Raw genomic sequence first — 21,397 nt, 5'->3', positions numbered from 1 at the left:
CTTTGGCATGATAAGGTCTGCACCTGATTTGTAATCCCTGGACCTGTGCATGCCCTCTTGTCTCTCCCGTCGTTGGCACCTTCGCCAATTGATCGCTGCCTCCAGCCTCATTCTGCTCGTCGCCTGTGCGGAGAAACCTACCGCCGCCGACGCTCAACCCCTGCCCAAACTCCAGACCGCTCCAGTCGTGGCCCCCGCTGTCGTGGCGCCCCTGGCCGTGGACAACCTGGATATCCAGCCGACCCAGACCTTCGCCGAATGGCAGGCCGGGTTTCGCGAACAGGCCCTGAGGGCCGGGATCACCCCGGCCGTTTTTGACAATGCCTTTGCCAACGTCACCCCGGACATGGCCGTTATCCGCGCCGACCGCAGCCAGCCGGAATTCTCCCGGCCGGTGTGGGAATACCTCAACGGCGCCCTCTCGCCGCTGCGTGTGCGCAATGGCCAGGCGTTGCTGATCAAGTACGCCGACATCCTGCAAAGCATCGAGCAACGCTATGGCGTCGACCGCCAGGCGCTGGTGTCGGTGTGGGGCATGGAGAGTAACTTCGGCCAGTTCCAGGGCAACAACTCGGTGATCCGCTCCCTGGCGACCCTGGCCTATGAAGGCCGTCGCCCGGCGTTTGCCCAGGCGCAATTGCTGGCGGCGCTGCAAATCATCCAGCACGGCGATATCCAGGCCGATCAGATGAAAGGCTCCTGGGCCGGCGCCATGGGCCAGACCCAGTTCATCCCGACCACCTACAACACCCACGCCGTGGATTTCGATGGCGACGGTCGCCGCGACATCTGGAACAGCCCGGCCGATGCCCTCGCCTCCACGGCGCACTACCTGCAAAGCTCCGGCTGGCAGAAAGGCCAACCGTGGGGGTTTGAGGTCAATCGACTGCCGACGGGCTTCGATTACACCTTGGCCGACGGCGGTGTCCGCAAGACCGTCGCCGACTGGCTGAAACTGGGCATCCAACTGCCACCCGGCGCGAGCATGCCGCCGAACGTAGACCAGCTATCCGCTGCCCTGCTGCTACCTGCGGGTTACCGTGGCCCGGCGTTCCTGGTGCTGGATAACTTCCGCGCGATCCTCAAGTACAACAACTCGTCGTCCTACGCGCTGGCGGTCGGCCTGCTGTCGGAACGATTTGGCGGCGGGGGTGTGATTCGTGGCGAGTGGCCGAAGGATGAACTGCCGCTGAGTCGTTCCCAGCGTATTGATTTGCAGACCGTGCTGAACGCCAAGGGCTATGAGGCCGGCAACCCGGACGGGATTATCGGCGCCAATACGCGCAAGGCGATTCGGGCGGCGCAGCAGTCGTTAGGTTGGCCGGCGGATGGGTATCCAACGGTGAAGCTGTTGGAGTCGTTGCAAAACCGCTAGATCTGCTTATGGCCACTACCGCTATCGCAGGCAAGCCAGCTCCCACAGGGGAATGCATTCCAAAGTGTGGGAGCTGGCTTGCCTGCGATGACGGCATCACAAGCACCAACTATCTAAAGACCACATCCTGCTCCAACACCAATCGCTGCTCCCCCGCATCCAGCCGCACCAACGCGCCCATCGGCAACGTCAGGTTCGGATCACAATGCCCACTGCGCCAGCCCGCCAACACCGGAATGCACAAAGGCTCGAACGTCTGCTTGAGCAAACGCTCCAACGCCATCGGGTCCACCCCCGCCACATCCCCCACCAGCACACCGGCAACCTGCGCCAGCTTGCCCGCCAGGCGCAGGTGCGTCAGCAAACGGTCGATGCGGTAGATCGGTTCGTTGACGTCTTCGATCAACAGAATGATGCCCTCGGCATCAATTTCGTAAGGCGTGCCCATCACCGCCGCGATCATCGATAGGTTGCCGCCCAGCAAGCGCCCACAGGCGATGCCTGGGGCAATCGTGGTCAACGGGTAGGCCACCGGGTGTGCCAGCACGCTGCCGGTGCCGAGATCGCCGCGCAGCATGCTGAGCAGGGAAAACTCGGTCGGTGGTTGCTTGTCACCCAACAGGTCGGCGTTGAGCATCGGCCCGTGGAAGGTCACGAAACCGGCGTAGCGGCTGATTGCCAGGTGCACGGCCGTGATGTCGCTGTAGCCGACAAACGGCTTTGGATGGGCGCGTAGCAGGTCGAAATCGAGGCCGTCGAGCAGGCGTGGCGTACCGTAGCCGCCGCGCAGGCAGAAGATGGCGTCGATGTCGGGGTCGGCAAAAGCACGATGGAGGTCACTGAGACGGGTTTGATCGCTGCCGGCGAGATAGCCGTCACGTTCGTAGACACCGGGAAAGATTCGCAGGTCATAGCCTCGGGCACGCATCCATTGGCCAACTTTTTCGACATCCAACGCGGCGGGGCCAGCGGGTGCGATCAGGGCGATGGTGCCTTCGGGGCGCAGGGCGGGTACGGCAGCGGACATCCACAGATCTCCCTAATTGACGCGGAACGAAATGTGGGAGCGGGCTTGCTCGCGAATGCGCAGTGTCAGTCAATAAATCAGGTGACTGAAACACCGCTTTCGCGAGCAAGCCCGCTCCCACATTGGATTTGCGGCGTTGCGTAAATCTATATCAGGAAACCAGGCTCGCCTTGACCAACTTGGCCTGCTCGTCAGCGTGGTACGACGAACGTACCAACGGGCCCGACGCGACGTTCTTGAAGCCCATCTTGTAACCTTCCTCGGCAAACCAGGCGAAGGTGTCCGGGTGCACAAAACGCTGCACCGGCAAGTGGCTGCGGGACGGTTGCAGATACTGGCCCAGGGTCAGCATGTCGATGTCGTGTTCGCGCATGCGCTTCATGACTTCGATGACTTCTTCGTCGGTCTCACCCAGGCCCAGCATCAAGCCGGATTTGGTCGGGATGTGCGGCATCATCTGCTTGAATTTCTGCAGCAGGGTCAGCGACCACTGGTAGTCCGAACCCGGACGCGCGGCCTTGTACAGGCGCGGCACGGTTTCCAGGTTGTGGTTGAACACATCCGGCGGCTCGGCGGCGGTGATTTCCAGCGCGACGTCCATGCGGCCACGGTAGTCCGGCACCAGGGTTTCGAGCATCACGTTTGGCGACAGCTTGCGGATCTCGCGGATGCAGTCGGCAAAGTGCTGGGCACCGCCGTCACGCAGGTCATCGCGGTCTACCGAGGTGATCACCACGTACTTGAGCTTCAGGTCGGCGATGGCGATGGCCAGGCTTTCCGGCTCGTTGACGTCCAGTGGCTTCGGTCGACCGTGGCCCACGTCGCAGAACGGGCAACGACGGGTGCAGATGTCACCCATGATCATGAAGGTGGCAGTGCCGCCGGAGAAGCACTCGCCCAGGTTCGGGCACGAGGCTTCTTCGCACACGCTGTGCAGCTTGTGTTTGCGCAGCAGGGCCTTGATACGGTCGACTTCCGGCGAAACCGGGATGCGCACGCGAATCCAGTCGGGTTTCTTCGGCAGTTCGGTGGTCGGAATGATCTTCACCGGGATGCGTGCAACCTTCTCGGCGCCGCGCAGCTTGACGCCGGCTTCCACCTTGGCACGCGGGGCCGGGGCCGGACGGTCAGTAACGTCCACCGTCGGGATCATGGTTTGCACTGCATCAGTAGTCATAATCAGTCGATTCCGCCCGTAAGGGTCGTCTGCTCAGCATAGTCGAGGTGTTTGACGAGCTGCGCACGCAGCCGGGCACTAACCTCGGCAAATTTAATCGGTGTGGCGTGGTCGCTCAGTTGGGTCATCGCCAGCCCGGCATAGCCGCACGGGTTGATCCGACGAAACGGCGCCAGGTCCATGTCCACGTTCAGGGCCAGGCCGTGAAAGGAACAACCATGGCGAATGCGCAGGCCCAGGGAGGCGATTTTCGCGCCATCCACGTACACACCAGGTGCATCGGGCTTGGCCGCGGCGGTCACGCCGTAGCTGGCCAGCAGCTCGATCAGGCATGTCTCCATGCGGCTGACCAGGTCGCGTACGCCAAAACCCAGCTTGCGCACATCCAACAGTAGGTATGCGACAAGTTGTCCCGGGCCATGGTAAGTCACTTGGCCACCTCGGTCGACCTGCACCACCGGAATATCCCCCGGCAGCAGCAGATGCTCAGCCTTGCCGGCCTGGCCCTGGGTGAACACCGGCGGGTGTTCGACCAGCCAGATTTCGTCCGGGGCCGACGTACCACGCTCGTTGGTGAACCGCTGCATGGCATGCCAGACCGGCTCGTAGGCCATCTGGCCGAGCTCGCGAAAGCCCAGGACGCCTGACATCACAGCACCATGTGCACGAAGCCCGTGGCCCGCAGTTCGCTGTTGATGTCGTAGAGCTGGTCTTGACCGGTCGCAACGATGTGCAACTGGATCGTGGTGTATTTACCGTTGGTGCTCGAACGCTCGTCCACCCGGTTGTCGTTGATCGTCGCGTGTTTGCGCACGATTGCGATGATGGTGTCTTTGTTGCCCACGCCGGTATCGCTGATCACTTTGACGGGATAATCCGTCACTGGGAATTCGATCTTTGGCGCCTTTACTTCGGTATCGGTCATGGCGTAACGGCCTCGTAAGCGTAAGCCGTGGCGACGGGCAAAGCCCCGCGTCGGATCAACGCGGGGCTTTGCAGGTGCACACTTATCAGTTGAACAAGCTGTAGAAGAATAGACGGATGCTATCCCACACGCGGCGGAAGATACCACCTTCGTCGACGGCGTCCAGCGCGATCAGGTCGGCGCTGTGCACCACCTTGTCGTCCAGTTTCACTTCGACCTTGCCGATCACGTCACCCTTGGCGATTGGCGCTACCAATTGCGGGTTCATGGTCATGCTGGCAGCGAGCTTTTTCAGCTGGCCTTTAGGCATGGTCAGGGTCAGGTCTTCAGCCAGGCCGGCCTTGACTTGCGAGGTCGCGCCTTTCCACACCGGCGCGGTCGCCAGCTCAGCACCCTTCTGGTAGAAGGTCTGGGTTTCGAAGAAGCGGAAACCGTAGGTCAGCAGTTTTTGCGTCTCGGCCGCACGGGCCTGCTCGCTGTTGGTGCCGAAGACCACGGCGATCAGGCGCTGGCCGTCACGGACGGCGGACGACACCATGCAGTAGCCGGCTTCATCGGTGTGGCCGGTTTTCAGGCCATCGACGGTCTTGTCACGCCACAGCAACAGGTTGCGGTTAGGCTGCTTGATGTTGTTCCAGAAGAATTCTTTCTGGGAGTAGATCGCGTAGTGCACCGGGTCGACACGGATGATCGCGCGCGCCAGGATTGCCATGTCGTGAGCCGACGAATAGTGCTCAGGGTTTGGCAGGCCGGTCGGGTTCATGAAGTGGCTGTTGGTCATGCCCAGGTCAGTGACGGTTTTGTTCATCATGTCGGCGAAGGCGTCTTCGCTGCCGGCGATGTGCTCGGACAGGGCCACGCTGGCGTCGTTGCCGGACTGGATGATGATGCCGTGCAGCAGGTCGCTCACGGTCACTTGCGAACCGACCTTGATGAACATCCGCGAACCGCCGGTGCGCCAGGCGTTTTCGCTGACGGTCACCGGGTCGTTTTCGCCGATCTGGCCGCGACGGATTTCCAGGGTCGCGATGTAGGCAGTCATCAGCTTGGTCAAGCTGGCTGGAGGCAGACGCTGGTCACCGTTGCTCTCGACCAGCACGTTGCCGCTGGCGGCATCCATGAGGACCCAGGCCTTGGCGGCCAGTTGCGGGGAAGCCGGCACCATTTCAACCGCCCAGGCGGCCGGGGTGATGATCAGCGAAAGGAGCAGGCACGTGCGTTTGGCTAAGGAGGTGATGTTCATCCGTCTCTCGAAATTGCTTATGGAAACTTGCCCTCGCGGGCAAAACTTATTCAGACAGGCCGTTGCCAGACTGTCGCGTGTTCGGTTGCCCGCTCACCCCTTGCCCCTGGGTTTTATTGTTCAACGAGCCAACAACCAGGGTTCAAGCCCGCATTCGGGCCTGAGCCTTCAATCTTTTGTTATTCGGCGGTGACCACACTGGGTTGCCCCAGGTTGGCCATGCGCACACTGTTCTGCACTTGTGCGACTTCACCCGGCGTGCCGATCGGCCCCATGCGTACACGGTGCAGGGTCTGCTGGTTACGCACGATGGAGCTGATGAAGACCGGCGCACTGACCATGCCGCTGAGTTTCGACCTTAACAGCTCTGCCGCATCCGGGTTGGCGAAAGCGCCGACTTGCAGGTATTGCCCGCCCGCCATCGAAGCCCCCGGCGCGGCGCGCGGCACCACGACGGTATCCGGCGCGTGCTGCTGCGGCGGCGGTGTCCACTGTTCGATCTTGCCGGCCGACGCGTTCACCTGCGGCTGCTGGCTGGTTGGCTCGTTGAGCATCAACGGTGCCGGCTTGCCGCGCTGGGCCCAGTATTGCGCCGGATCGATACCTTCGACTTTCACCCGCGCCGTGCCGGTTTCGGCATAGCCGAGCTTCTTCGCGGCAGCGTAGGACAGGTCGATGATGCGATCGGAATAGAACGGCCCACGGTCATTGACCCGCAGGATCACCGTGCGATTGTTGTCCAGGTTGGTCACCCGTACATAGCTGGGCAGCGGCAGGGTCTTGTGCGCCGCGCTCATGCCGTACAGGTCATACACTTCGCCGTTGGCGGTGTTCTGGCCGTGGAACTTGGTGCCGTACCAGGACGCCGTGCCGGACTGCACGTAGGTCTTGGATTCTTGCAGCGGGAAGTAATTCTTGCCCAGCACCGTATACGGGTTGGCCTTGTACGGCCCGGTGTGCAGGGTTGGCGTGGCATCCGGGATCTTCGACACATCGACATCCCACCATGGCGCGCCATCTTTGTGCGCGCGGTTGATGTCCAGGCCCGGCTGGGAACGGACCACCGCCCCCCCGGACTTCTGCGCCGGACCACGGCTGGTGGAGCAACTGACAACCAGCAAGGACAACGCGGCAAACGCCACCAGCTTGAGCGGTTTTTGGATCGGCGATACCCGCATTACTTGTTGCCCCGTGCTTGGACCAGCATGTCTGACAGCTGATGCACGGCCATGGCGTACATCACACTGCGGTTATAACGCGTGATTGCGTAGAAATTCTTCAGGCCCATCCAGTATTCAGGGCCGTTTTCGCCTTCGAGACGGAACGCCGTCACCGGCATGTCATCGCGTGGCGCATTCTGACTCGACCACCCCAGCGCCCGCAACTCCCCGACCGTCTTGACCGGCTCGATGCCCTGGGTCAGGCCTTCATCGGCGCGATCGCCGGCCACATCGGCGCGGATCACCACCGGTTCGCCCGCGACCCAGCCGTGACGCTTGAAGTAGCTGGCCACACTGCCGATGGCGTCGTCGGGATTGCTCCAGATATTGATATGGCCGTCGCCGTCAAAGTCCACCGCGTAGGCGCGGAAGCTGCTCGGCATAAACTGCGGCAAGCCCATCGCACCGGCGTAGGAACCCTTGAGGGTCAACGGGTCGACCTGCTCTTCGCGGGCCAACAAGAGGAATTCGCGCAGTTCCTTGCGGAAGAACTCGGCACGCGGCGGGTAATCGAAACCCAGGGTCGACAAGGCGTCGATCACCCGGTAACTGCCGGTATTGCGCCCGTAGAATGTTTCAATGCCAATGATTGCGACGATGACCTGGGCCGGCACCCCGTATTCCTGCTCGGCGCGGGCCAGTACAGCTTCGTGCTGGCGCCAGAAATCCACGCCCCGCGCCACGCGGGCGTCGGTGAGGAACATCGGGCGATATTCCTTCCATTGCTTCACCCGTTCAGCCGGGCGGGAGATGGCGTCGAGGATCGCCTGCTTTTTCTGCGCCTCGCGAAACACGCCCATCAGCTGTTCACCGGCAAAACCGTAGTCGCGGGTCATTTCACCGACAAATTCGGCGACCTGGGGTGAACCATCGTAGTCACCGGCCTGCGCCTCTTGCGTTGCGCCCAGCAGGCCAATCAGGCCCATCCAGGACGCGTGCCGAGTCGCCCAGCCGCGCATTACTTGCATTGACATCTTCACCTTATTCAAACCTGTGCGATCCATTTGCGATGCGTATGAATCGACATCAAAACCCCAAACGCTGACAGCAATGTCACCAGCGAAGTTCCGCCGTAGCTAATGAATGGCAACGGCACCCCAACCACCGGCAGCAGGCCACTGACCATACCGATGTTGACGAAAACGTAAACAAAAAAAGTCATGGTCAGGGCGCCGGCGAGCAATTTGCCGAACAGCGTCTGCGCCTGGGCGGTGATTACCAGCCCGCGACCAATCAACAACAGATAGATCAGCAACAATGCGCAAATGCCCACCAGGCCGAACTCTTCGCCCATCACCGCAATAATGAAGTCGGTGTGGCTCTCGGGCAGGAAGTCCAGGTGCGACTGGGTGCCCAGCAGCCAGCCCTTGCCAAATACGCCGCCGGAACCGATGGCCGCTTTCGACTGGATAATGTTCCAGCCGGTGCCCAGCGGATCGCTCTCAGGATCAAGGAAGGTCAGAATCCGCTGCTTCTGGTAGTCATGCATAAAGAAGAACCACATGGCCACGGCCACTGGCACGGCGGCGGCGAGCACACTGAGGATCCAGCGCCAGCGCAAGCCGCCCATGAACAGCACGAACGCGCCGCCCGCGAGGATCAGCAACGAGGTGCCGAGGTCCGGCTGGCGCACGATCAGGATGAACGGTATGCCGATCAGGATCAGGCTCACCCCCACATGCTTGAGCTGTGGCGGCAAGGTGCGCTTGGACAGGTACCAGGCGATGGTCGCCGGCATCAGGATCTTCATGAATTCCGACGGTTGGAAGCGAATCACCCCCGGAATGTTGATCCAGCGGGTCGCGCCCATGGCGTTGTGGCCCATCACGTCCACCACCACCAGCAATAACACGCCGGCGACGTAACCGAGGGGTACCCAGCGCGCCATGAAACGCGGCTCCAACTGGGCGATCACCACCATCGACAGCAGGCCCAGGCCAAACGACGAGGCCTGCTTGATCAACAGGTCCCAGTTCTTGCCGCTGGCCGAATAGAGGACGAACAGGCTGCCGGCCGCCAGGGTCAGCAGCAAGATCAGCAACGGACCGTCGACGTGCATGCGTTGCAGCAACGTCGCACGGCGACGCATCACATCCTCGCTGGAGAGGATGCGGTCAAAATTACTCTTCACTGGCCGTAACCTCGGTGCTTGAAGGGGGGCCGCCATATTCGGGCTTGAGCCTGCCGTCGTCGGCCAACAGCCAGGCGTCCATGATCTGGCGCACCACCGGGGCCGCGACGCCGGAGCCGGACTCGCCGTTCTCGACCATCACTGCCACCACGATTTTCGGGTCGTCGGCCGGCGCGAAGCCGACAAACAAGGCGTGGTCACGGTGGCGTTCCTGAACCTTGGTGCGGTCGTATTTCTCGCCCTGCTTGATCGCCACCACCTGGGCAGTACCGCTCTTGCCGGCAATGCGGTACTGCGCGCCAATCGCCGCCTTACGCGCGGTGCCACGGGCGCCGTGCATCACTTGCTGCATGCCGTGGTTGACCTTGGTCCAGTCCGACGGATCGCGCAGCACGATGTCGGGGATCGGGTTGTCGTCCACCGGCTTTTCGCCTTCGATGGTCTTGGCCAGGTGCGGACGGTTCCAGATGCCTTTGTTGGCCACCAGCGCCGTGGCCTGCGCCAGTTGCAGCGGCGTGGCCTGCATGTAGCCCTGGCCGATGCCGAGGATCAGGGTTTCACCCGGGAACCACGCCTGGCGACGGGTCGCACGCTTCCACTCCCGCGACGGCATCAGGCCCGGGGATTCTTCGAACATGTCGAGGGAGACTTTCTGACCAAGGCCGAACTTGCCCATGTAGGCAGACAGTCGGTCGATTCCCAGCTTGTGGGCCAGGTCGTAAAAATAGGTGTCGTTGGAGCGCATGATCGCGGTGTCCAAATCGACATAGCCGTCACCGGTGCGGTTCCAGTTACGGTATTTGTGATCATAGTTGGGCAGCATGTAGTAGCCCGGGTCATACACCCGGCTGGAGGCCGTGACCACGCCCGCGTCCAACCCGGCAATCGCCACCGCCGGCTTGATCGTCGAGCCCGGCGGATACAGGCCACGCAGCACGCGGTTGAACAGCGGCCGGTCGATGGAATCGCGCAACTCGGCGTAAGCCTTGAAGCTGATGCCGGTGACGAACAGGTTAGGGTCGAAACTCGGCTGGCTGACCATCGCCAGCACTTCGCCCGTGTTCGGGTCCAGTGCCACGACTGCGCCACGCCGCCCGCCCAGGGCCATCTCGGCAGCTTCCTGCAGCTTGATGTCCAGGCTCAGCACGATGTCCTTGCCCGGTACCGGGTCGGTGCGCTTGAGCACCCGCAGCACACGGCCACGGGCGTTGGTCTCGACTTCTTCGTAACCCACCTGGCCGTGCAACTCGGGCTCGTAGAAACGCTCCACGCCCGTCTTGCCGATATGGTGGGTGCCGCTGTAGTTCACCGGATCAAGGGTCTTCAGCTCTTTCTCGTTGATCCGCCCCATATAGCCGACGGAGTGGGCAAAGTGCGGCCCTTGCGGGTAATGCCGCACCAACTGCGCCACCACTTCCACACCTGGCAAACGGAACTGGTTCACCGCGATCCGCGCGATCTGCTCTTCGGTCAGCTCAAACAGGATCGGCACCGGCTCGAATGGCCGGCGCCCCTGCTTCATGCGCTTTTCGAAGATCACCCGATCTTCAGGCGTCAGCTGCAGCACCTCGACGATCACATCGAGGACCTGCTGCCAGTCGCCGGAGCGTTCGCGGGTCATGCTCAGGCTGAAGCTGGGGCGGTTGTCCGCAACCACCACGCCATTGCGGTCGAAAATCAGGCCACGGGTCGGCGGAATCGGCTGCACATGCACCCGGTTGTTTTCCGACAATGTGGAGTGATAGTCGTACTGGATCACCTGTAGGAAATACAGACGGGCGATCAACACCCCGATCAGCCCCACCACCAGAAAAGCGCCGAACACGACCCGCGCGCGTACCAGACGTGCGTCTTTCTCGTGGTCCTTGATGCGGATCGGCTGGGTCATCGGGAAGGGCGCAGACTATTTGTGGTAAGGGTGCCCGGACAGGACTGTCCAGGCGCGATACAGCTGTTCACCGATCAGAATCCTTACCAACGGGTGCGGCAACGTGAGCGCCGACAGCGACCAGCGCTGGTCCGCCCGCGCACAGACTTCCGGCGCCAGCCCTTCGGGGCCGCCGACCATGAAGTTGACCGTACGCGAATCCAGGCGCCAGCGATCCAGTTCCACCGCCAACTGCTCGGTGCTCCAGGGTTTGCCGTGCACTTCCAGGGTGACGATGCGCTCGTTGGGGCCGACCTTGGCCAACATGGCTTCGCCTTCCTGACGGATAAAGCGTGCCACGTCGGCATTCTTGCCCCGGGTGTTGAGCGGTATCTCTACCAGTTCCAGCGACAGCTCAGCGGGCAGACGCTTGGCATACTCGTGCCAGCCTTCTTCCACCCACTTGGGCATGCGTGAACCGACAGCAATCAGACGCAGGCGCACAGCCGTTCCTTATTCCTGGTCTTTGTTGAGCTTGTCGAAGTGCGCGTGGCCCACTTCCGGGCTGTGGTGCTTGCCATCGGCGGCACGGCTCTGCTCGGCGCCTTTCCACAGACGTTCCAGGTCGTAGAACTGACGGGCGTTGGAGGTCATCATGTGAACGATCACGTCGTCCATATCCAGCAGCACCCAGTCGCTGTCGCCCTTGCCTTCTTCACCCAGCGGCTTCACGCCTTGGGCTTTGACGGCTTCACGGACTTTATCCAGCATCGCGCCGATCTGACGGTTCGAGGTACCGGTAGCGATGATCATGAAGTCGGTGATGCTTTGTTTGTCGCGCACGTCCAGCACCTGGATGTCCTGGGCCTTGACGTCTTCCAGGGCCGCCACGGCGACTTTTACCAGCTCTTCGCCAGCCAGCTCTGGGCCAACATGGGCTTCAACTGGCAGCGGCGCGCTTTTGAAGGTGCCTTTGCGCTTAACTTTGCTTACGTCTTTGTTCGTCATATAAAACTCGTTTTGCTCGTATGTTCGGGCGCTTGCTGCACGAATGTTCGTACGTTCAAGCGCGCCTTTTCAGTTCGACGCACGGTAAAGCCCGTGCGCATCGATGTAGGCCAGGACCGCGTCAGGCACCAGGAAACGTACCGACTTACCGCTGGCCAGCAGTTGACGGATCTGGGTGGCGGACACCGCAAGCGGGGTCTGCCAGACGAATGCAATATTCCCGTTCGGCCCGGTCAGGGCCAAGGGGTCACTTACCGACCGCGCGGCCAGCAGGTTGCGCAAGGCATCCGGCGGTTCGCTGTCGGCATCCGGGCGTTGCAAAACCAGGATGTGGCAATGCTGGAGGAGTTCCTCCCAGCGATGCCAAGAGGGCAGGCCGCAAAATGCGTCCCAGCCCAAAAGCAGAAACAACTGGTCATCCGCGGCCAACTCGGCGCGCATCAGCTCCAGGGTGTCAACAGTGTAGGACGGTTTATCGCGCTTGAGTTCGCGGTCGTCCACCACCAGGGGTGCGATGCCTTCCACCGCCAGGCGCACCATTTCCAGGCGCTGCTGTGGCGACACTTGTGGCGTATCGCGATGAGGCGGCCGGGCGTTGGGCATCACGCGCAGTTCATCCAGCGCGAGGGCATCCGCGACTTCCAGGGCACTGCGCAAATGGCCGATGTGCACGGGGTCGAAAGTACCGCCGAGCAGCCCGATGCGTTTACCCATCAAGTGCGCACATGACCGTCGCCGAACACCACGTACTTCTCGCTGGTCAGGCCTTCGAGGCCAACCGGGCCGCGGGCGTGGAGCTTGTCGGTGGAAATACCGATCTCCGCCCCCAGGCCGTACTCGAAGCCGTCGGCAAACCGCGTCGAGGCGTTGATCATCACCGAAGCGGAATCCACTTCGTTGAGGAAACGCCGCGCATCGCTGAAATGCTCGGAGACAATGGCGTCGGTGTGCTTGGAGCCGTAGGTGTTGATATGTTCGATGGCCTCGTCCAGGTCATCGACGAGCTTGATCGACAGGATCGGCGCGGTGTATTCGGTGTACCAATCCAGCTCGGTCGCTTCGATCACGTCTGCGCCCAGCAGCGCACGGGTACGCTCACAACCGCGCAGCTCCACGCCCTTGTCACGGTAGATGGCAGCCAGCGGCGGCAACACGCGCTCGGCAATGCCGACGTGCACCAGCAGGGTTTCCATGGTGTTGCACGGCGCGTAGCGGTGGGTCTTGGCGTTGTCGGCGATGCGGATCGCCTTGTCGATGTCGGCAGCGATGTCGATATACACGTGGCACACGCCGTCGAGGTGCTTGATCACCGGCACCTTGGCATCGCGGCTGACGCGTTCGATCAGGCTCTTGCCACCGCGCGGCACGATCACGTCGACGAATTCCGGCATGGTGATCAGCGCACCAACGGCAGCGCGGTCGGTGGTTTCCACCACTTGCACCACTTCGGCAGGCAGCTCGGCCACGGCCAGGCCTTGCTGAATGCAGGTAGCAATGGCGCGATTGGAGTTAATGGCTTCGGAGCCGCCGCGCAGGATGGTGGCGTTACCCGACTTGAGGCACAGGCTCGCGGCGTCGATGGTCACGTTCGGACGCGACTCATAGATGATGCCGATCACGCCCAGGGGCACGCGCATCTTGCCGACCTGGATACCGGACGGCAGGTAGCGCATATCGCGGATTTCACCGATGGGGTCAGGCAGCTTGGCCACCTGACGCAGGCCTTCGATCATGTCGTCGATACGTGCCGGGGTCAGCGCCAGGCGGTCCAGCAGCGCGGGCTCCAGGCCATTGGCGCGGCCGTTGGCCAGGTCCAGTTCGTTGGCGGCGGTCAGCTCGGAGCGCGAGGCATCCAGAGCGTCGGCGGCCGCCAACAGGGCGCGATTCTTCTGCGCAGTGCTCGCACGGGCGATCAACCGCGAGGCCTGACGGGCAGCGCGACCCAGGCGGGTCATGTAGTCAAGAACGGACTCAGTCATGGTCAGGGAGTCTTGGCAGGGAGGAAAGCGGCAGATTATAGCTGTGACGCCGCTCGACTGACAGCGGTGAGGGGCGGATGGTCGAAATGAACTGTAAAAACCTGGGGTTCAGCGGTAATTAAGGTGGGAGTTGTTATTATTCGGTCACATTTAGCCGTATTAACCCCAGGCCACCATGCCCAGCGTTTCGCCCCAACACCCCGCCAGCGCCCTGCCCGACGGCTTCTTCGACCGCGACGCACAAATTCTTGCGCGAGAATTGCTCGGAAAAGTCATACGCCATCGCGTCGGCGAGATCTGGCTTTCGGCGCGAATTATTGAAACCGAAGCCTATTACGTGGCGGAAAAAGGCAGCCACGCCTCACTTGGCTACACAGAAAAGCGTAAGGCTTTGTTTCTAGACGGTGGGCACATCTACATGTACTACGCCCGTGGCGGTGACTCGCTGAACTTCAGCGCCCAGGGGCCGGGCAATGCCGTGTTGATCAAATCGGCCTATCCGTGGGTCGATGAACTGTCCGGCCCGGCCAGCCTGGCGCAGATGCTGCTGAACAACCCGGATGCCAACGGCCACCCCCGCCCTTCGCAAAAGCTCTGCGCCGGCCAGACCCTGCTGTGCAAGGCCCTGGGGTTGAAGGTGCCGATGTGGGATGCCAAGCGCTTTGACCCGCAACAGCTCTTTGTTGAAGACCTGGGTCAGGTACCAACACACATCATCCAGACCACTCGCCTGGGCATTCCCAGCGGCCGGGATGAACACTTGATGTATCGCTTCGTCGATGCTGGCTACGCGCCTTATTGCACACGGAACCCGCTGCGCCGGGGCCAGGTCGAAGGCCGCGACTATTTTTTGATTTGAACATTGAGACCCGCCACACCAAAGACCCCCTGTTGGAGTTGGCTTGCCTGCTCCCACAGTTTGATCTTCAGTGTTACCGGCTACGTATTTGCATAGATGGAGTGGATTTGTATGGGCCAATGGCTCGATAGCATTACCGGCTGGCTGACCCTCAACCCCGAATGGCTCGCGGTGGCGGTATTTGTTGTCGCGTGCGTGGAATGCCTGGCCATCGCCGGGCTGATCGTGCCAGGCACGGTGTTGCTGTTTGCGATCGCCGCACTGGCGGGCAGCGGCGCGCTGTCGTTGAGTGAAACCCTGCTGCTGGGCTTTCTCGGCGGTTTATTGGGTGATGGCATTTCCTACTTCCTCGGCCGACACTTCCACCAGAACATCCGCCGCCTGCCCGGCCTGCGCCACCATCCAGAATGGATGAACGGCGCCGAGACCTACTTCCACAAGTATGGCATTGCCAGCCTGCTGGTCGGACGTTTCATCGGTCCGTTGCGCCCTATGTTGCCGATGGTCGCCGGCATGTGCGACATGCCGCTCCCACGCTTCGTCGCCGTGAGCCTTCTGGCGGGCGCTGGCTGGTCGGTGGCCTATCTGCTGCCTGGCTGGGCGACCGGTGCTGCGTTCCGTCTACCGTTACCGGAGGGGTTCTGGCCGGAGGCCGGAGTTGTCACCGCCGCTATCGTCGTGCTGCTGGGCTTGAGTGTGAACAGCAGCCTGCGCGGCCATCGTCGTGCCACCTTGTGGATCGGTTGCGCCAGCCTGACCTTGTTGATCGCACTGTTTATCGGCTTTCACCATCTGGATAACTTCGACCATGGCCTGATCGCCCTGGTGCAAGAACATCGCAGCCCGTGGCTGGACGAAGTGATGGTGCGCATCACCCAACTGGGCGAATTCAAGAAGATGTTCGTTGCCAGCGCCGTGTTCACTGGCCTGCTGCTCCTGGCGCGACAATGGCGCCAGGCGGTGTTTGTCGGCGCGACGCTGGCCGGCGCCGCCGTGATCAACACCGGCACCAAGCTATTTTTCGCCCGTGGCCGCCCGGAAATTCTTACAGACCCGCTGACCAGTTTCAGCATGCCCAGCGGGCATGCGTCTGGCTCTTTCGCGTTTTTCCTGGCGCTGGCAGTGCTGGCCGGCCTGGGGCAGCCGACACGACTGCGCATGACCTGGCTTCTATTGGGCTGTATTCCAGCGGCGTTCATTGCCTTGTCGCGTGTCTACCTGGGGGCGCACTGGCCGACTGACATCCTGGCTGGCACCCTGCTGGCGATGGCGGTTTGCGCGTTCAGCCTGACGCTCAGCCAATTCCGCAGCCCACTGCCGCCCATGCCGGCAAAAACCTGGTGGCTGTTATTGCCGGCAGTGGTAGCAGTACTGGGTTTCATTGCCTTGACCGGTACGTCCCATGCGTTGCTCAGGTACGCTTACTGACCCTTGGCGGGCCCGATCCAGTCGACGGGTGCCGCTCGACGCTCAACGCAACGTTCGCGTCGTTCAAGCAGCATCTCGTCGGCGATGTCTGCGGCGCGCTCGGCGATATATTCCGGGCCCCGCTTGGCATCCTGCTGAAGCAGTTGTGTGGCGATGCTGACAAAAAAACTGTCCCAGATCGCTTGCTCCGATTGCGTTGGTCGAATCATGTTCATCCCCGATCACCGTTGTGTGATCGAAAACTATTTCAAGCGACGCGCGCAGAACAACGAAAGAACATCTGAAAACCGCGCCAGATAATTCCGAAACTCAGTTGAACAACTCTCCCTGCAACTCGTCGAGCAACATCTGGATCGCATCCAGCCGCTGCTGCGGGTCGTCGAGTTGCAGCAGGTCGATCTTGTCGGCCTCGGTAAAGGGCAACAGGTAGGCAAGCTGGTTGCCCAAGGCTTGCTGGCCGTCGGCCTCGGTGCCCATGTCCAACGAGGCCACCATCGGGTGCTCGGCCAGGGCCTGGAGCAACGCCAGCAGGTCGGCGTCCTCCTCTTCCAGCGCTTGGTCCGGCAGCTCTTCCAGCCATTGCACGTCGGCCACCAGCAAATGATCTTTCTGCACGCCCGCATCACGCACACGGAAGCGGCGCCCGCCCTCGACGCGAATCCCCAGGAGGCCATTGTCCTGTTGCTTGAAGTCGCGAATCAGCGCTTCACAACCGATCAGTGCGTAGCCATCCGGGGCCATGCCTACCTCACTGCCGTCGAGGATGCACACCACACCGAAGCTTTCGCCCTTTTTCATGCAGCGGCTGATCATGTCCAGGTAGCGCGCCTCGAACAGTTGCAGGTCGAGGGTGCAGCCAGGGAACAGCACGGTATTGAGCGGAAACAGCGCCAGACTCATAAAGGTTTCCTTAAACCCGGTTTAAACGATCACCGACACAGCCAGCGGCAGGAACACTGCCGTGGCCACGCCCATCAGACTCATGGCCAGCGCCGCAAAGGCGCCGCACTCTTCGCTTTCCTGCAACGCCACCGAGGTACCCACGGCGTGGGCCGTCATGCCCAGCGCCATGCCACGCGCCTCAGGGCTGTGCACGCCCAGACGCGACAGGTATGCCGGCCCGATCATCGCGCCGATCACCCCGGTGATCAGCACAAACACGGCCGCCAACGCTGCCACGCCGCCGATCTGTTCGGCCACCAGCATGGCGATTGGCGACGTCACCGACTTGGGCGCCATGGTCATCAGCATCATGTGTTCGGCGCCAAACCACCACCCCAGCAATACACACAAGCCGGTGGCCAACACCCCGCCTATCACCAGCGTAGTAAAAATCGGCCAGAACAATTGGCGAATGCGCCGCAGGTTCAGATAAAGCGGCACCGCCAACGCGACGGTCGCGGGCCCGAGGAGGATGCCCATGATCTCCGTGCTCTTGCGGTACTCGGCGTAGCTCAGGCCACAGGTGAGCAAGATGCCGATTACCAGCAGCATGGACACCAACACCGGCTGCAGGAAGATCCAGCGGGTTTTCTCGAAACCGGCCAGCACCAACTGGTAGGCGCCCAGGGTGATACCGATGCCGAACAAGGGGTGATGAATCACCGCGGTCCACGCGCCGTGCCAGTCGAAGATCATTGGTCCTTCTCCTTGCGCTTGACCATCTGCTGCATCAACACGCCGACAAAACCCATGGCAATCACCAGCGACAGCACCAGCGCGCCGACGATGGCCCAGAAGTCCGCCGCAATGTCCTTGGCGTACACCATCACCCCGACGGCGGGTGGCACCAGTAGCAATGGCAGGTAACGCAACAGGCTGCTGGCCGCCAGGCTCAGGGGCTCGCCGACCTCACCGTTCCAGATCAGAAAACCGAGCATCAGCAGCAAGCCGATGATCGGCCCCGGCAATATCGGCAGCAGCAAATGGTTGAGCGCCGTGCCGATCAATTGGAACAGCACCAGCCATGTCAGTCCGCGTAACAGCATCCGTTCTCCCCCCGTCAAAACTCGCCCGCATTATAAGCATGCCAGCTCTATGCTTCGGCATTCGCCAAAAGCATGGTGGGTTGACCGGGCCTGTTGCCCATGATGATCTAAGATGGATTTCGCACACCTATAAAAACCGATGAACCAAGGAGAGACGCAATGCCCTATGTACCTGTAGCGCAGCTCAAAGATTATGTCGGCAAGGAACTGGGACGTTCCGAATGGCTCACCATCGATCAGGCGCGGATCAACCTGTTCGCCGAGGCCACTGGCGATCATCAGTTCATCCACGTCGACCCGGTCAAGGCCGCGCAAACCCCGTTTGGCAGCACGATTGCCCACGGTTTCCTGTCGTTGTCGCTGATGCCCAAGCTGATGGAAGACATCCTGATCATGCCTGAGGGCCTGAAGATGGCGGTCAATTACGGCCTGGACAGCGTGCGGTTTATCCAGCCGGTCAAGGTCAACTCCAAAGTGCGCCTGAACGTGACACTGACCGACGTCACCGAGAAAAAACCCGGGCAATGGCTGTTCAAGGCCACCGCCACCCTGGAAATCGAAGGCCAGGAAAAACCCGCTTACATTGCCGAGTCGCTGTCACTCTGCTTCGTGTAGGCCCGGCCCTGTGGTGAGGCACTGAAACTCACCACAGGGTATGTAAATTTATGTATGAACCTCGCGGCTGCGGCATACTCGGCGCTCAATTACCCGGATCCCGCTATGCGCCCACTCGCTCCCCTTGCCCTTGCCCTGTTGCTCACCGCTTGCGGAGACGGCGAATCGCTGTTGCCGCCCGATGCGCGCCTGCCCGATGGCGGCCGCTACCGGGGTGATGTGGTCAACGGCTTGCTGCAAGGCCAGGGCCGTGTGGACTACCCCAATGGCAGCTGGTACGCCGGGCAGTTCGACAAGGGCCAGTGGCACGGCCAGGGCGAATGGCATGGCAGCAACGGCGAGGTCTATAAAGGCGAGTTCCAGCAAGGCCTGTTTGATGGCCAAGGCAGCCTGACCACGCCGGGCAGCAGCTACGTCGGCGGCTTCAAGCGCGGCCGGCGCAACGGCGAAGGCACCCTCAAAGAAGGGCAGATGACCTATCGCGGCGAATTCAACGCCGACCAGTATTCCGGCCTCGGCCGCCTGGAGCTGGCGGACGGCAGCCAATACCAGGGCCAGTTCGCCCACGGCAAACCGAATGGCGAAGGCCAGCGCAACGACGACAGCGGCAACCAGTTCAGCGGCCACTTCGTCGATGGCCAGCTCGAAGGCAACGGCACCTTCAACAGCGCCGACGGTGACATCTATGTCGGCCAGTTCAAACAGAACCAGCTCAACGGCAAGGGCCGTTACGAAAATGCCGACGGCGACGTGTGGATCGGCCAGTTCAAGGAAGGCGCGCTGAGCGGCAAAGGCGAGTTGATCGGCGTGGACGGCAGCCACTATGTCGGCCAGTTCAGCGATTGGCGCTTTACCGGTGAAGGTCGCCTGAACCTCACCGATGGCAGCTTCTATATCGGCGGTTTCGACAGCGACAGCTACCAGGGCCGTGGCACCCTCGTCCTCACCGATGGCACCGTGCAGGCCGGCACCTGGGTCAATGGCATGCGGGTGCGTGACGCCGACGGCAAGCTGCTGCCCGACCCGCTGGAAACCGGCGTATTGGCCCAAGGCCACCTGCTCGATGCCGCGCTCGCGGCCGTGCCCGCCTCGACCCCCGCCGTTGAGCTGTACAGCCTGGTGTTGGCCGGTGATGGCAAGCAAAGCGTGTTCCTGCGCGAAGCCGACTACGTCAGCAACATGCTCGCCACCCGTTTCGGCGCGCGCGGGCAGATTCGCCTGGTCAACCACCGCGACCACATCGCCGACCGTCCCCTGGCCACCCGCGAAAGCCTGCGCCGCGCCGTGCAAACCCTGGCCGAGCGCACGGGCCCGGAAGACCTGGTATTCATCTACATGACCAGCCACGGCACCCACGAACACGAGCTGGTGCTGGACCAGCCGCGCATGGAGCTGGCCGACCTGCCGGCCGATGAGCTGGCCGCCGTGCTGGCACCGCTGAAAGAGCGCGACAAGATCATCGTGATTTCCGCCTGCTACTCCGGTGGTTTTATCCCGGCACTGAAAGACGAGCGCACCTTGATCATGACCGCTTCGCGCGCCGATCGCGTGTCCTTCGGCTGCTCCGAAGAGGCCGACTTCACCTACTTCGGCGACGCCCTCTTCGCCCAAGCCTTCAACCAGACCGACGACCTGCAGCAAGCCTTCAAACTGGCGCAACTGCATGTGGCCGAACGCGAACAGGCGGACAGCTTCGAAGCCTCTGAACCGCAGATCTGGGCCCCTAAAGGGGTAATCGCCCACTGGCAATTATTACGCAAACAGCAGGCACGAAAGGCGCTCGAAAGCGTCTCAATGAATAGCAAGGAAGCCAAAGGCAACTAAGCTGTAACGTGTAACAGGGGGGAAACACCATGTACCTGACACCTCAACATATCCTGCTGGCCGGAGCCACCGGCCTGACCGGCGAACACCTGCTGGATCGCCTGCTCAACGAACCCACCGTGACCCGCGTCCTGGCGCCGAGCCGCAAGCCACTGGCCGAACACCCGCACCTGGAAAACCCGGTGGGTGACCCGGCGGTGTTCTTGCCGCAACTGAGTGGGCGGGTGGATATCGCCTTCTGCTGCCTGGGCACCACCATCAAGCAGGCCGGTTCCGAAGCGGCGTTCCGCGCGGTTGACCTGGACATGGTGGTGGCCTTCGCCAAACGTGCGCGGGAGATGGGCGCACGGCACCTGATCGTGATCAGCGCGATTGGCGCCGACCCGAAATCGTCGATTTTCTACAACCGCGTCAAAGGTGAAATGGAACAGGCGCTGAAAGCCCAGGACTGGCCGCAACTGACGATCGTGCGGCCCTCGCTGTTGCTGGGTGAGCGCCTGGAACCGCGCCTGGCCGAACAACTGGCCGGGCCACTGTCGAAGCTGATTCCTGGCAAATACCGCGGCATCGAGGTGTGCGAACTGGCCCGGGCCATGTGGCGCCTGGCGCTGGAGGAGCAGGATGGGGTGCGGGTGGTGGAGTCGGATGAGTTGCGCAAGCTGGGCAAATGATTTTCGGTGACTGTGCGGGCCTCATCGCGGGCAAGCCCGCTCCCACATTTAGATGTGTGA

Annotated in this window: 23 protein-coding genes; 6 read left to right on the top strand and 17 right to left on the bottom strand. The window is 61.9% G+C overall.

Annotated features, from left to right (window positions below):
* Positions 1 to 49 precede the first annotated feature (49 nt).
* Positions 50 to 1,375, top strand: coding sequence for a lytic murein transglycosylase (locus J1G37_RS15790; RefSeq protein ID WP_207043164.1), 1,326 nt, complete (start codon positions 50 to 52; stop codon positions 1,373 to 1,375).
* A 109-nt stretch (positions 1,376 to 1,484) separates the two neighbouring features.
* On the opposite strand, the gene J1G37_RS15785 is transcribed toward J1G37_RS15790, so the two are convergent.
* The 13 genes from J1G37_RS15785 to J1G37_RS15725 form a co-directional block, all read right to left on the bottom strand.
* Positions 1,485 to 2,402 (bottom strand): LD-carboxypeptidase, encoded by a 918-nt coding sequence (locus J1G37_RS15785; protein WP_207043161.1) that lies wholly within the window; start codon positions 2,400 to 2,402, stop codon positions 1,485 to 1,487.
* 151 nt (positions 2,403 to 2,553) lie between these two features.
* Positions 2,554 to 3,555 (bottom strand): lipoyl synthase, encoded by a 1,002-nt coding sequence (gene lipA / locus J1G37_RS15780; protein ID WP_162493887.1) that lies wholly within the window; start codon positions 3,553 to 3,555, stop codon positions 2,554 to 2,556.
* 26 nt (positions 3,556 to 3,581) lie between these two features.
* On the bottom strand, positions 3,582 to 4,229 hold the full coding sequence (gene lipB, locus J1G37_RS15775) for a lipoyl(octanoyl) transferase LipB (RefSeq protein ID WP_017735631.1): 648 nt from the start codon (positions 4,227 to 4,229) through the stop codon (positions 3,582 to 3,584).
* Positions 4,229 to 4,504, bottom strand: a complete 276-nt coding sequence (locus J1G37_RS15770; protein WP_124526353.1) for a DUF493 domain-containing protein — start codon at positions 4,502 to 4,504, stop codon at positions 4,229 to 4,231. Before J1G37_RS15770 ends, lipB begins: the two co-directional genes overlap by 1 nt.
* A gap of 85 nt (positions 4,505 to 4,589) precedes the next feature.
* A complete protein-coding gene (locus J1G37_RS15765) occupies positions 4,590 to 5,747 on the bottom strand; it encodes a D-alanyl-D-alanine carboxypeptidase family protein (protein WP_207043159.1) in 1,158 nt (385 codons plus the stop codon).
* A 179-nt stretch (positions 5,748 to 5,926) separates the two neighbouring features.
* Positions 5,927 to 6,925 carry a septal ring lytic transglycosylase RlpA family protein gene (locus J1G37_RS15760; RefSeq protein WP_017735628.1) on the bottom strand — a complete coding sequence of 333 codons (999 nt, stop codon included), beginning with the start codon at positions 6,923 to 6,925 and terminating at the stop codon, positions 5,927 to 5,929.
* Positions 6,925 to 7,935, bottom strand: coding sequence for a lytic murein transglycosylase B (mltB, locus tag J1G37_RS15755; RefSeq protein WP_124526356.1), 1,011 nt, complete (start codon positions 7,933 to 7,935; stop codon positions 6,925 to 6,927). Before mltB ends, J1G37_RS15760 begins: the two co-directional genes overlap by 1 nt.
* 17 nt (positions 7,936 to 7,952) lie before the next feature.
* Positions 7,953 to 9,056, bottom strand: a complete 1,104-nt coding sequence (rodA, locus tag J1G37_RS15750; protein ID WP_207043282.1) for a rod shape-determining protein RodA — start codon at positions 9,054 to 9,056, stop codon at positions 7,953 to 7,955.
* 31 nt (positions 9,057 to 9,087) lie between these two features.
* Positions 9,088 to 10,986: a penicillin-binding protein 2 gene (gene mrdA, locus J1G37_RS15745; RefSeq protein WP_207043158.1), complete on the bottom strand. Its 1,899-nt coding sequence runs from the start codon at positions 10,984 to 10,986 to the stop codon at positions 9,088 to 9,090.
* A 15-nt stretch (positions 10,987 to 11,001) separates the two neighbouring features.
* Entirely contained in the window at positions 11,002 to 11,469 is a 468-nt protein-coding gene (rlmH, locus tag J1G37_RS15740; protein ID WP_003176297.1) for a 23S rRNA (pseudouridine(1915)-N(3))-methyltransferase RlmH, read from the bottom strand.
* A 9-nt stretch (positions 11,470 to 11,478) separates the two neighbouring features.
* Positions 11,479 to 11,973, bottom strand: a complete 495-nt coding sequence (rsfS, locus tag J1G37_RS15735) for a ribosome silencing factor (protein WP_003176298.1) — start codon at positions 11,971 to 11,973, stop codon at positions 11,479 to 11,481.
* A 69-nt stretch (positions 11,974 to 12,042) separates the two neighbouring features.
* Positions 12,043 to 12,687, bottom strand: a complete 645-nt coding sequence (nadD, locus tag J1G37_RS15730; protein WP_122427405.1) for a nicotinate-nucleotide adenylyltransferase — start codon at positions 12,685 to 12,687, stop codon at positions 12,043 to 12,045.
* Positions 12,687 to 13,952, bottom strand: coding sequence for a glutamate-5-semialdehyde dehydrogenase (locus J1G37_RS15725; protein ID WP_026136655.1), 1,266 nt, complete (start codon positions 13,950 to 13,952; stop codon positions 12,687 to 12,689). Before J1G37_RS15725 ends, nadD begins: the two co-directional genes overlap by 1 nt.
* 175 nt (positions 13,953 to 14,127) lie before the next feature.
* Here J1G37_RS15725 and J1G37_RS15720 point away from each other — a divergent pair, with 175 nt between their 5' ends.
* Both J1G37_RS15720 and J1G37_RS15715 read left to right on the top strand, forming a co-directional pair.
* Positions 14,128 to 14,811, top strand: coding sequence for a DNA-3-methyladenine glycosylase (locus J1G37_RS15720; protein ID WP_207043149.1), 684 nt, complete (start codon positions 14,128 to 14,130; stop codon positions 14,809 to 14,811).
* Between the two features lie 111 nt (positions 14,812 to 14,922).
* The gene (locus J1G37_RS15715) at positions 14,923 to 16,239 is read left to right on the top strand and encodes a bifunctional DedA family/phosphatase PAP2 family protein (protein ID WP_207043139.1); all 1,317 of its coding nucleotides are present in this window, start codon (positions 14,923 to 14,925) and stop codon (positions 16,237 to 16,239) included.
* Here J1G37_RS15715 and J1G37_RS15710 read toward each other — a convergent pair.
* The 4 genes from J1G37_RS15710 to J1G37_RS15695 form a co-directional block, all read right to left on the bottom strand.
* Entirely contained in the window at positions 16,233 to 16,448 is a 216-nt protein-coding gene (locus J1G37_RS15710) for a hypothetical protein (protein WP_207043280.1), read from the bottom strand. The genes J1G37_RS15715 and J1G37_RS15710 overlap by 7 nt on opposite strands.
* Before the next feature lie 100 nt (positions 16,449 to 16,548).
* Positions 16,549 to 17,139: an LON peptidase substrate-binding domain-containing protein gene (locus J1G37_RS15705; RefSeq protein WP_207043137.1), complete on the bottom strand. Its 591-nt coding sequence runs from the start codon at positions 17,137 to 17,139 to the stop codon at positions 16,549 to 16,551.
* 21 nt (positions 17,140 to 17,160) lie between these two features.
* Positions 17,161 to 17,877 carry an LrgB family protein gene (locus tag J1G37_RS15700; RefSeq protein WP_124526362.1) on the bottom strand — a complete coding sequence of 239 codons (717 nt, stop codon included), beginning with the start codon at positions 17,875 to 17,877 and terminating at the stop codon, positions 17,161 to 17,163.
* The gene (locus J1G37_RS15695) at positions 17,874 to 18,227 is read right to left on the bottom strand and encodes a CidA/LrgA family protein (RefSeq protein ID WP_017735618.1); all 354 of its coding nucleotides are present in this window, start codon (positions 18,225 to 18,227) and stop codon (positions 17,874 to 17,876) included. Before J1G37_RS15695 ends, J1G37_RS15700 begins: the two co-directional genes overlap by 4 nt.
* Before the next feature lie 159 nt (positions 18,228 to 18,386).
* Here J1G37_RS15695 and J1G37_RS15690 point away from each other — a divergent pair, with 159 nt between their 5' ends.
* The 3 genes from J1G37_RS15690 (at position 18,387) to J1G37_RS15680 (ending at position 21,337) form a co-directional block, all read left to right on the top strand.
* Positions 18,387 to 18,842, top strand: coding sequence for a MaoC family dehydratase (locus tag J1G37_RS15690; RefSeq protein ID WP_003194496.1), 456 nt, complete (start codon positions 18,387 to 18,389; stop codon positions 18,840 to 18,842).
* 105 nt (positions 18,843 to 18,947) lie between these two features.
* Entirely contained in the window at positions 18,948 to 20,666 is a 1,719-nt protein-coding gene (locus J1G37_RS15685; protein ID WP_207043135.1) for a C13 family peptidase, read from the top strand.
* A 29-nt stretch (positions 20,667 to 20,695) separates the two neighbouring features.
* Entirely contained in the window at positions 20,696 to 21,337 is a 642-nt protein-coding gene (locus J1G37_RS15680; RefSeq protein WP_207043127.1) for an oxidoreductase, read from the top strand.
* Positions 21,338 to 21,397: the final 60 nt, after the last annotated feature.

It is taken from the genome of Pseudomonas sp. Marseille-Q1929 (assembly GCF_017316265.1).
Lineage (GTDB): Bacteria > Pseudomonadota > Gammaproteobacteria > Pseudomonadales > Pseudomonadaceae > Aquipseudomonas.
The sequence above is the reverse complement of the archived record's forward strand: the minus strand, read 5'-3'. Positions and strand labels throughout refer to the sequence as shown.

Bases quoted from the DNA above. Each gene is read 5' to 3' on its own strand.
- J1G37_RS15790 (WP_207043164.1), top strand. From the start codon at position 50: ATGCCCTCTTGTCTCTCCCGTCGTTGGCACCTTCGCCAATTGATCGCT.
- J1G37_RS15785 (WP_207043161.1), bottom strand. From the start codon at position 2,402: ATGTCCGCTGCCGTACCCGCCCTGCGCCCCGAAGGCACCATCGCCCTG.
- lipA (WP_162493887.1), bottom strand. From the start codon at position 3,555: ATGATCCCGACGGTGGACGTTACTGACCGTCCGGCCCCGGCCCCGCGT.
- lipB (WP_017735631.1), bottom strand. From the start codon at position 4,229: ATGTCAGGCGTCCTGGGCTTTCGCGAGCTCGGCCAGATGGCCTACGAG.
- J1G37_RS15770 (WP_124526353.1), bottom strand. From the start codon at position 4,504: ATGACCGATACCGAAGTAAAGGCGCCAAAGATCGAATTCCCAGTGACG.
- J1G37_RS15765 (WP_207043159.1), bottom strand. From the start codon at position 5,747: ATGAACATCACCTCCTTAGCCAAACGCACGTGCCTGCTCCTTTCGCTG.
- J1G37_RS15760 (WP_017735628.1), bottom strand. From the start codon at position 6,925: ATGCGGGTATCGCCGATCCAAAAACCGCTCAAGCTGGTGGCGTTTGCC.
- mltB (WP_124526356.1), bottom strand. From the start codon at position 7,935: ATGCAAGTAATGCGCGGCTGGGCGACTCGGCACGCGTCCTGGATGGGC.
- rodA (WP_207043282.1), bottom strand. From the start codon at position 9,056: ATGCGTCGCCGTGCGACGTTGCTGCAACGCATGCACGTCGACGGTCCG.
- mrdA (WP_207043158.1), bottom strand. From the start codon at position 10,986: ATGACCCAGCCGATCCGCATCAAGGACCACGAGAAAGACGCACGTCTG.
- rsfS (WP_003176298.1), bottom strand. From the start codon at position 11,973: ATGACGAACAAAGACGTAAGCAAAGTTAAGCGCAAAGGCACCTTCAAA.
- nadD (WP_122427405.1), bottom strand. From the start codon at position 12,687: ATGGGTAAACGCATCGGGCTGCTCGGCGGTACTTTCGACCCCGTGCAC.
- J1G37_RS15725 (WP_026136655.1), bottom strand. From the start codon at position 13,952: ATGACTGAGTCCGTTCTTGACTACATGACCCGCCTGGGTCGCGCTGCC.
- J1G37_RS15720 (WP_207043149.1), top strand. From the start codon at position 14,128: ATGCCCAGCGTTTCGCCCCAACACCCCGCCAGCGCCCTGCCCGACGGC.
- J1G37_RS15715 (WP_207043139.1), top strand. From the start codon at position 14,923: ATGGGCCAATGGCTCGATAGCATTACCGGCTGGCTGACCCTCAACCCC.
- J1G37_RS15710 (WP_207043280.1), bottom strand. From the start codon at position 16,448: ATGATTCGACCAACGCAATCGGAGCAAGCGATCTGGGACAGTTTTTTT.
- J1G37_RS15705 (WP_207043137.1), bottom strand. From the start codon at position 17,139: ATGAGTCTGGCGCTGTTTCCGCTCAATACCGTGCTGTTCCCTGGCTGC.
- J1G37_RS15700 (WP_124526362.1), bottom strand. From the start codon at position 17,877: ATGATCTTCGACTGGCACGGCGCGTGGACCGCGGTGATTCATCACCCC.
- J1G37_RS15695 (WP_017735618.1), bottom strand. From the start codon at position 18,227: ATGCTGTTACGCGGACTGACATGGCTGGTGCTGTTCCAATTGATCGGC.
- J1G37_RS15690 (WP_003194496.1), top strand. From the start codon at position 18,387: ATGCCCTATGTACCTGTAGCGCAGCTCAAAGATTATGTCGGCAAGGAA.
- J1G37_RS15685 (WP_207043135.1), top strand. From the start codon at position 18,948: ATGCGCCCACTCGCTCCCCTTGCCCTTGCCCTGTTGCTCACCGCTTGC.
- J1G37_RS15680 (WP_207043127.1), top strand. From the start codon at position 20,696: ATGTACCTGACACCTCAACATATCCTGCTGGCCGGAGCCACCGGCCTG.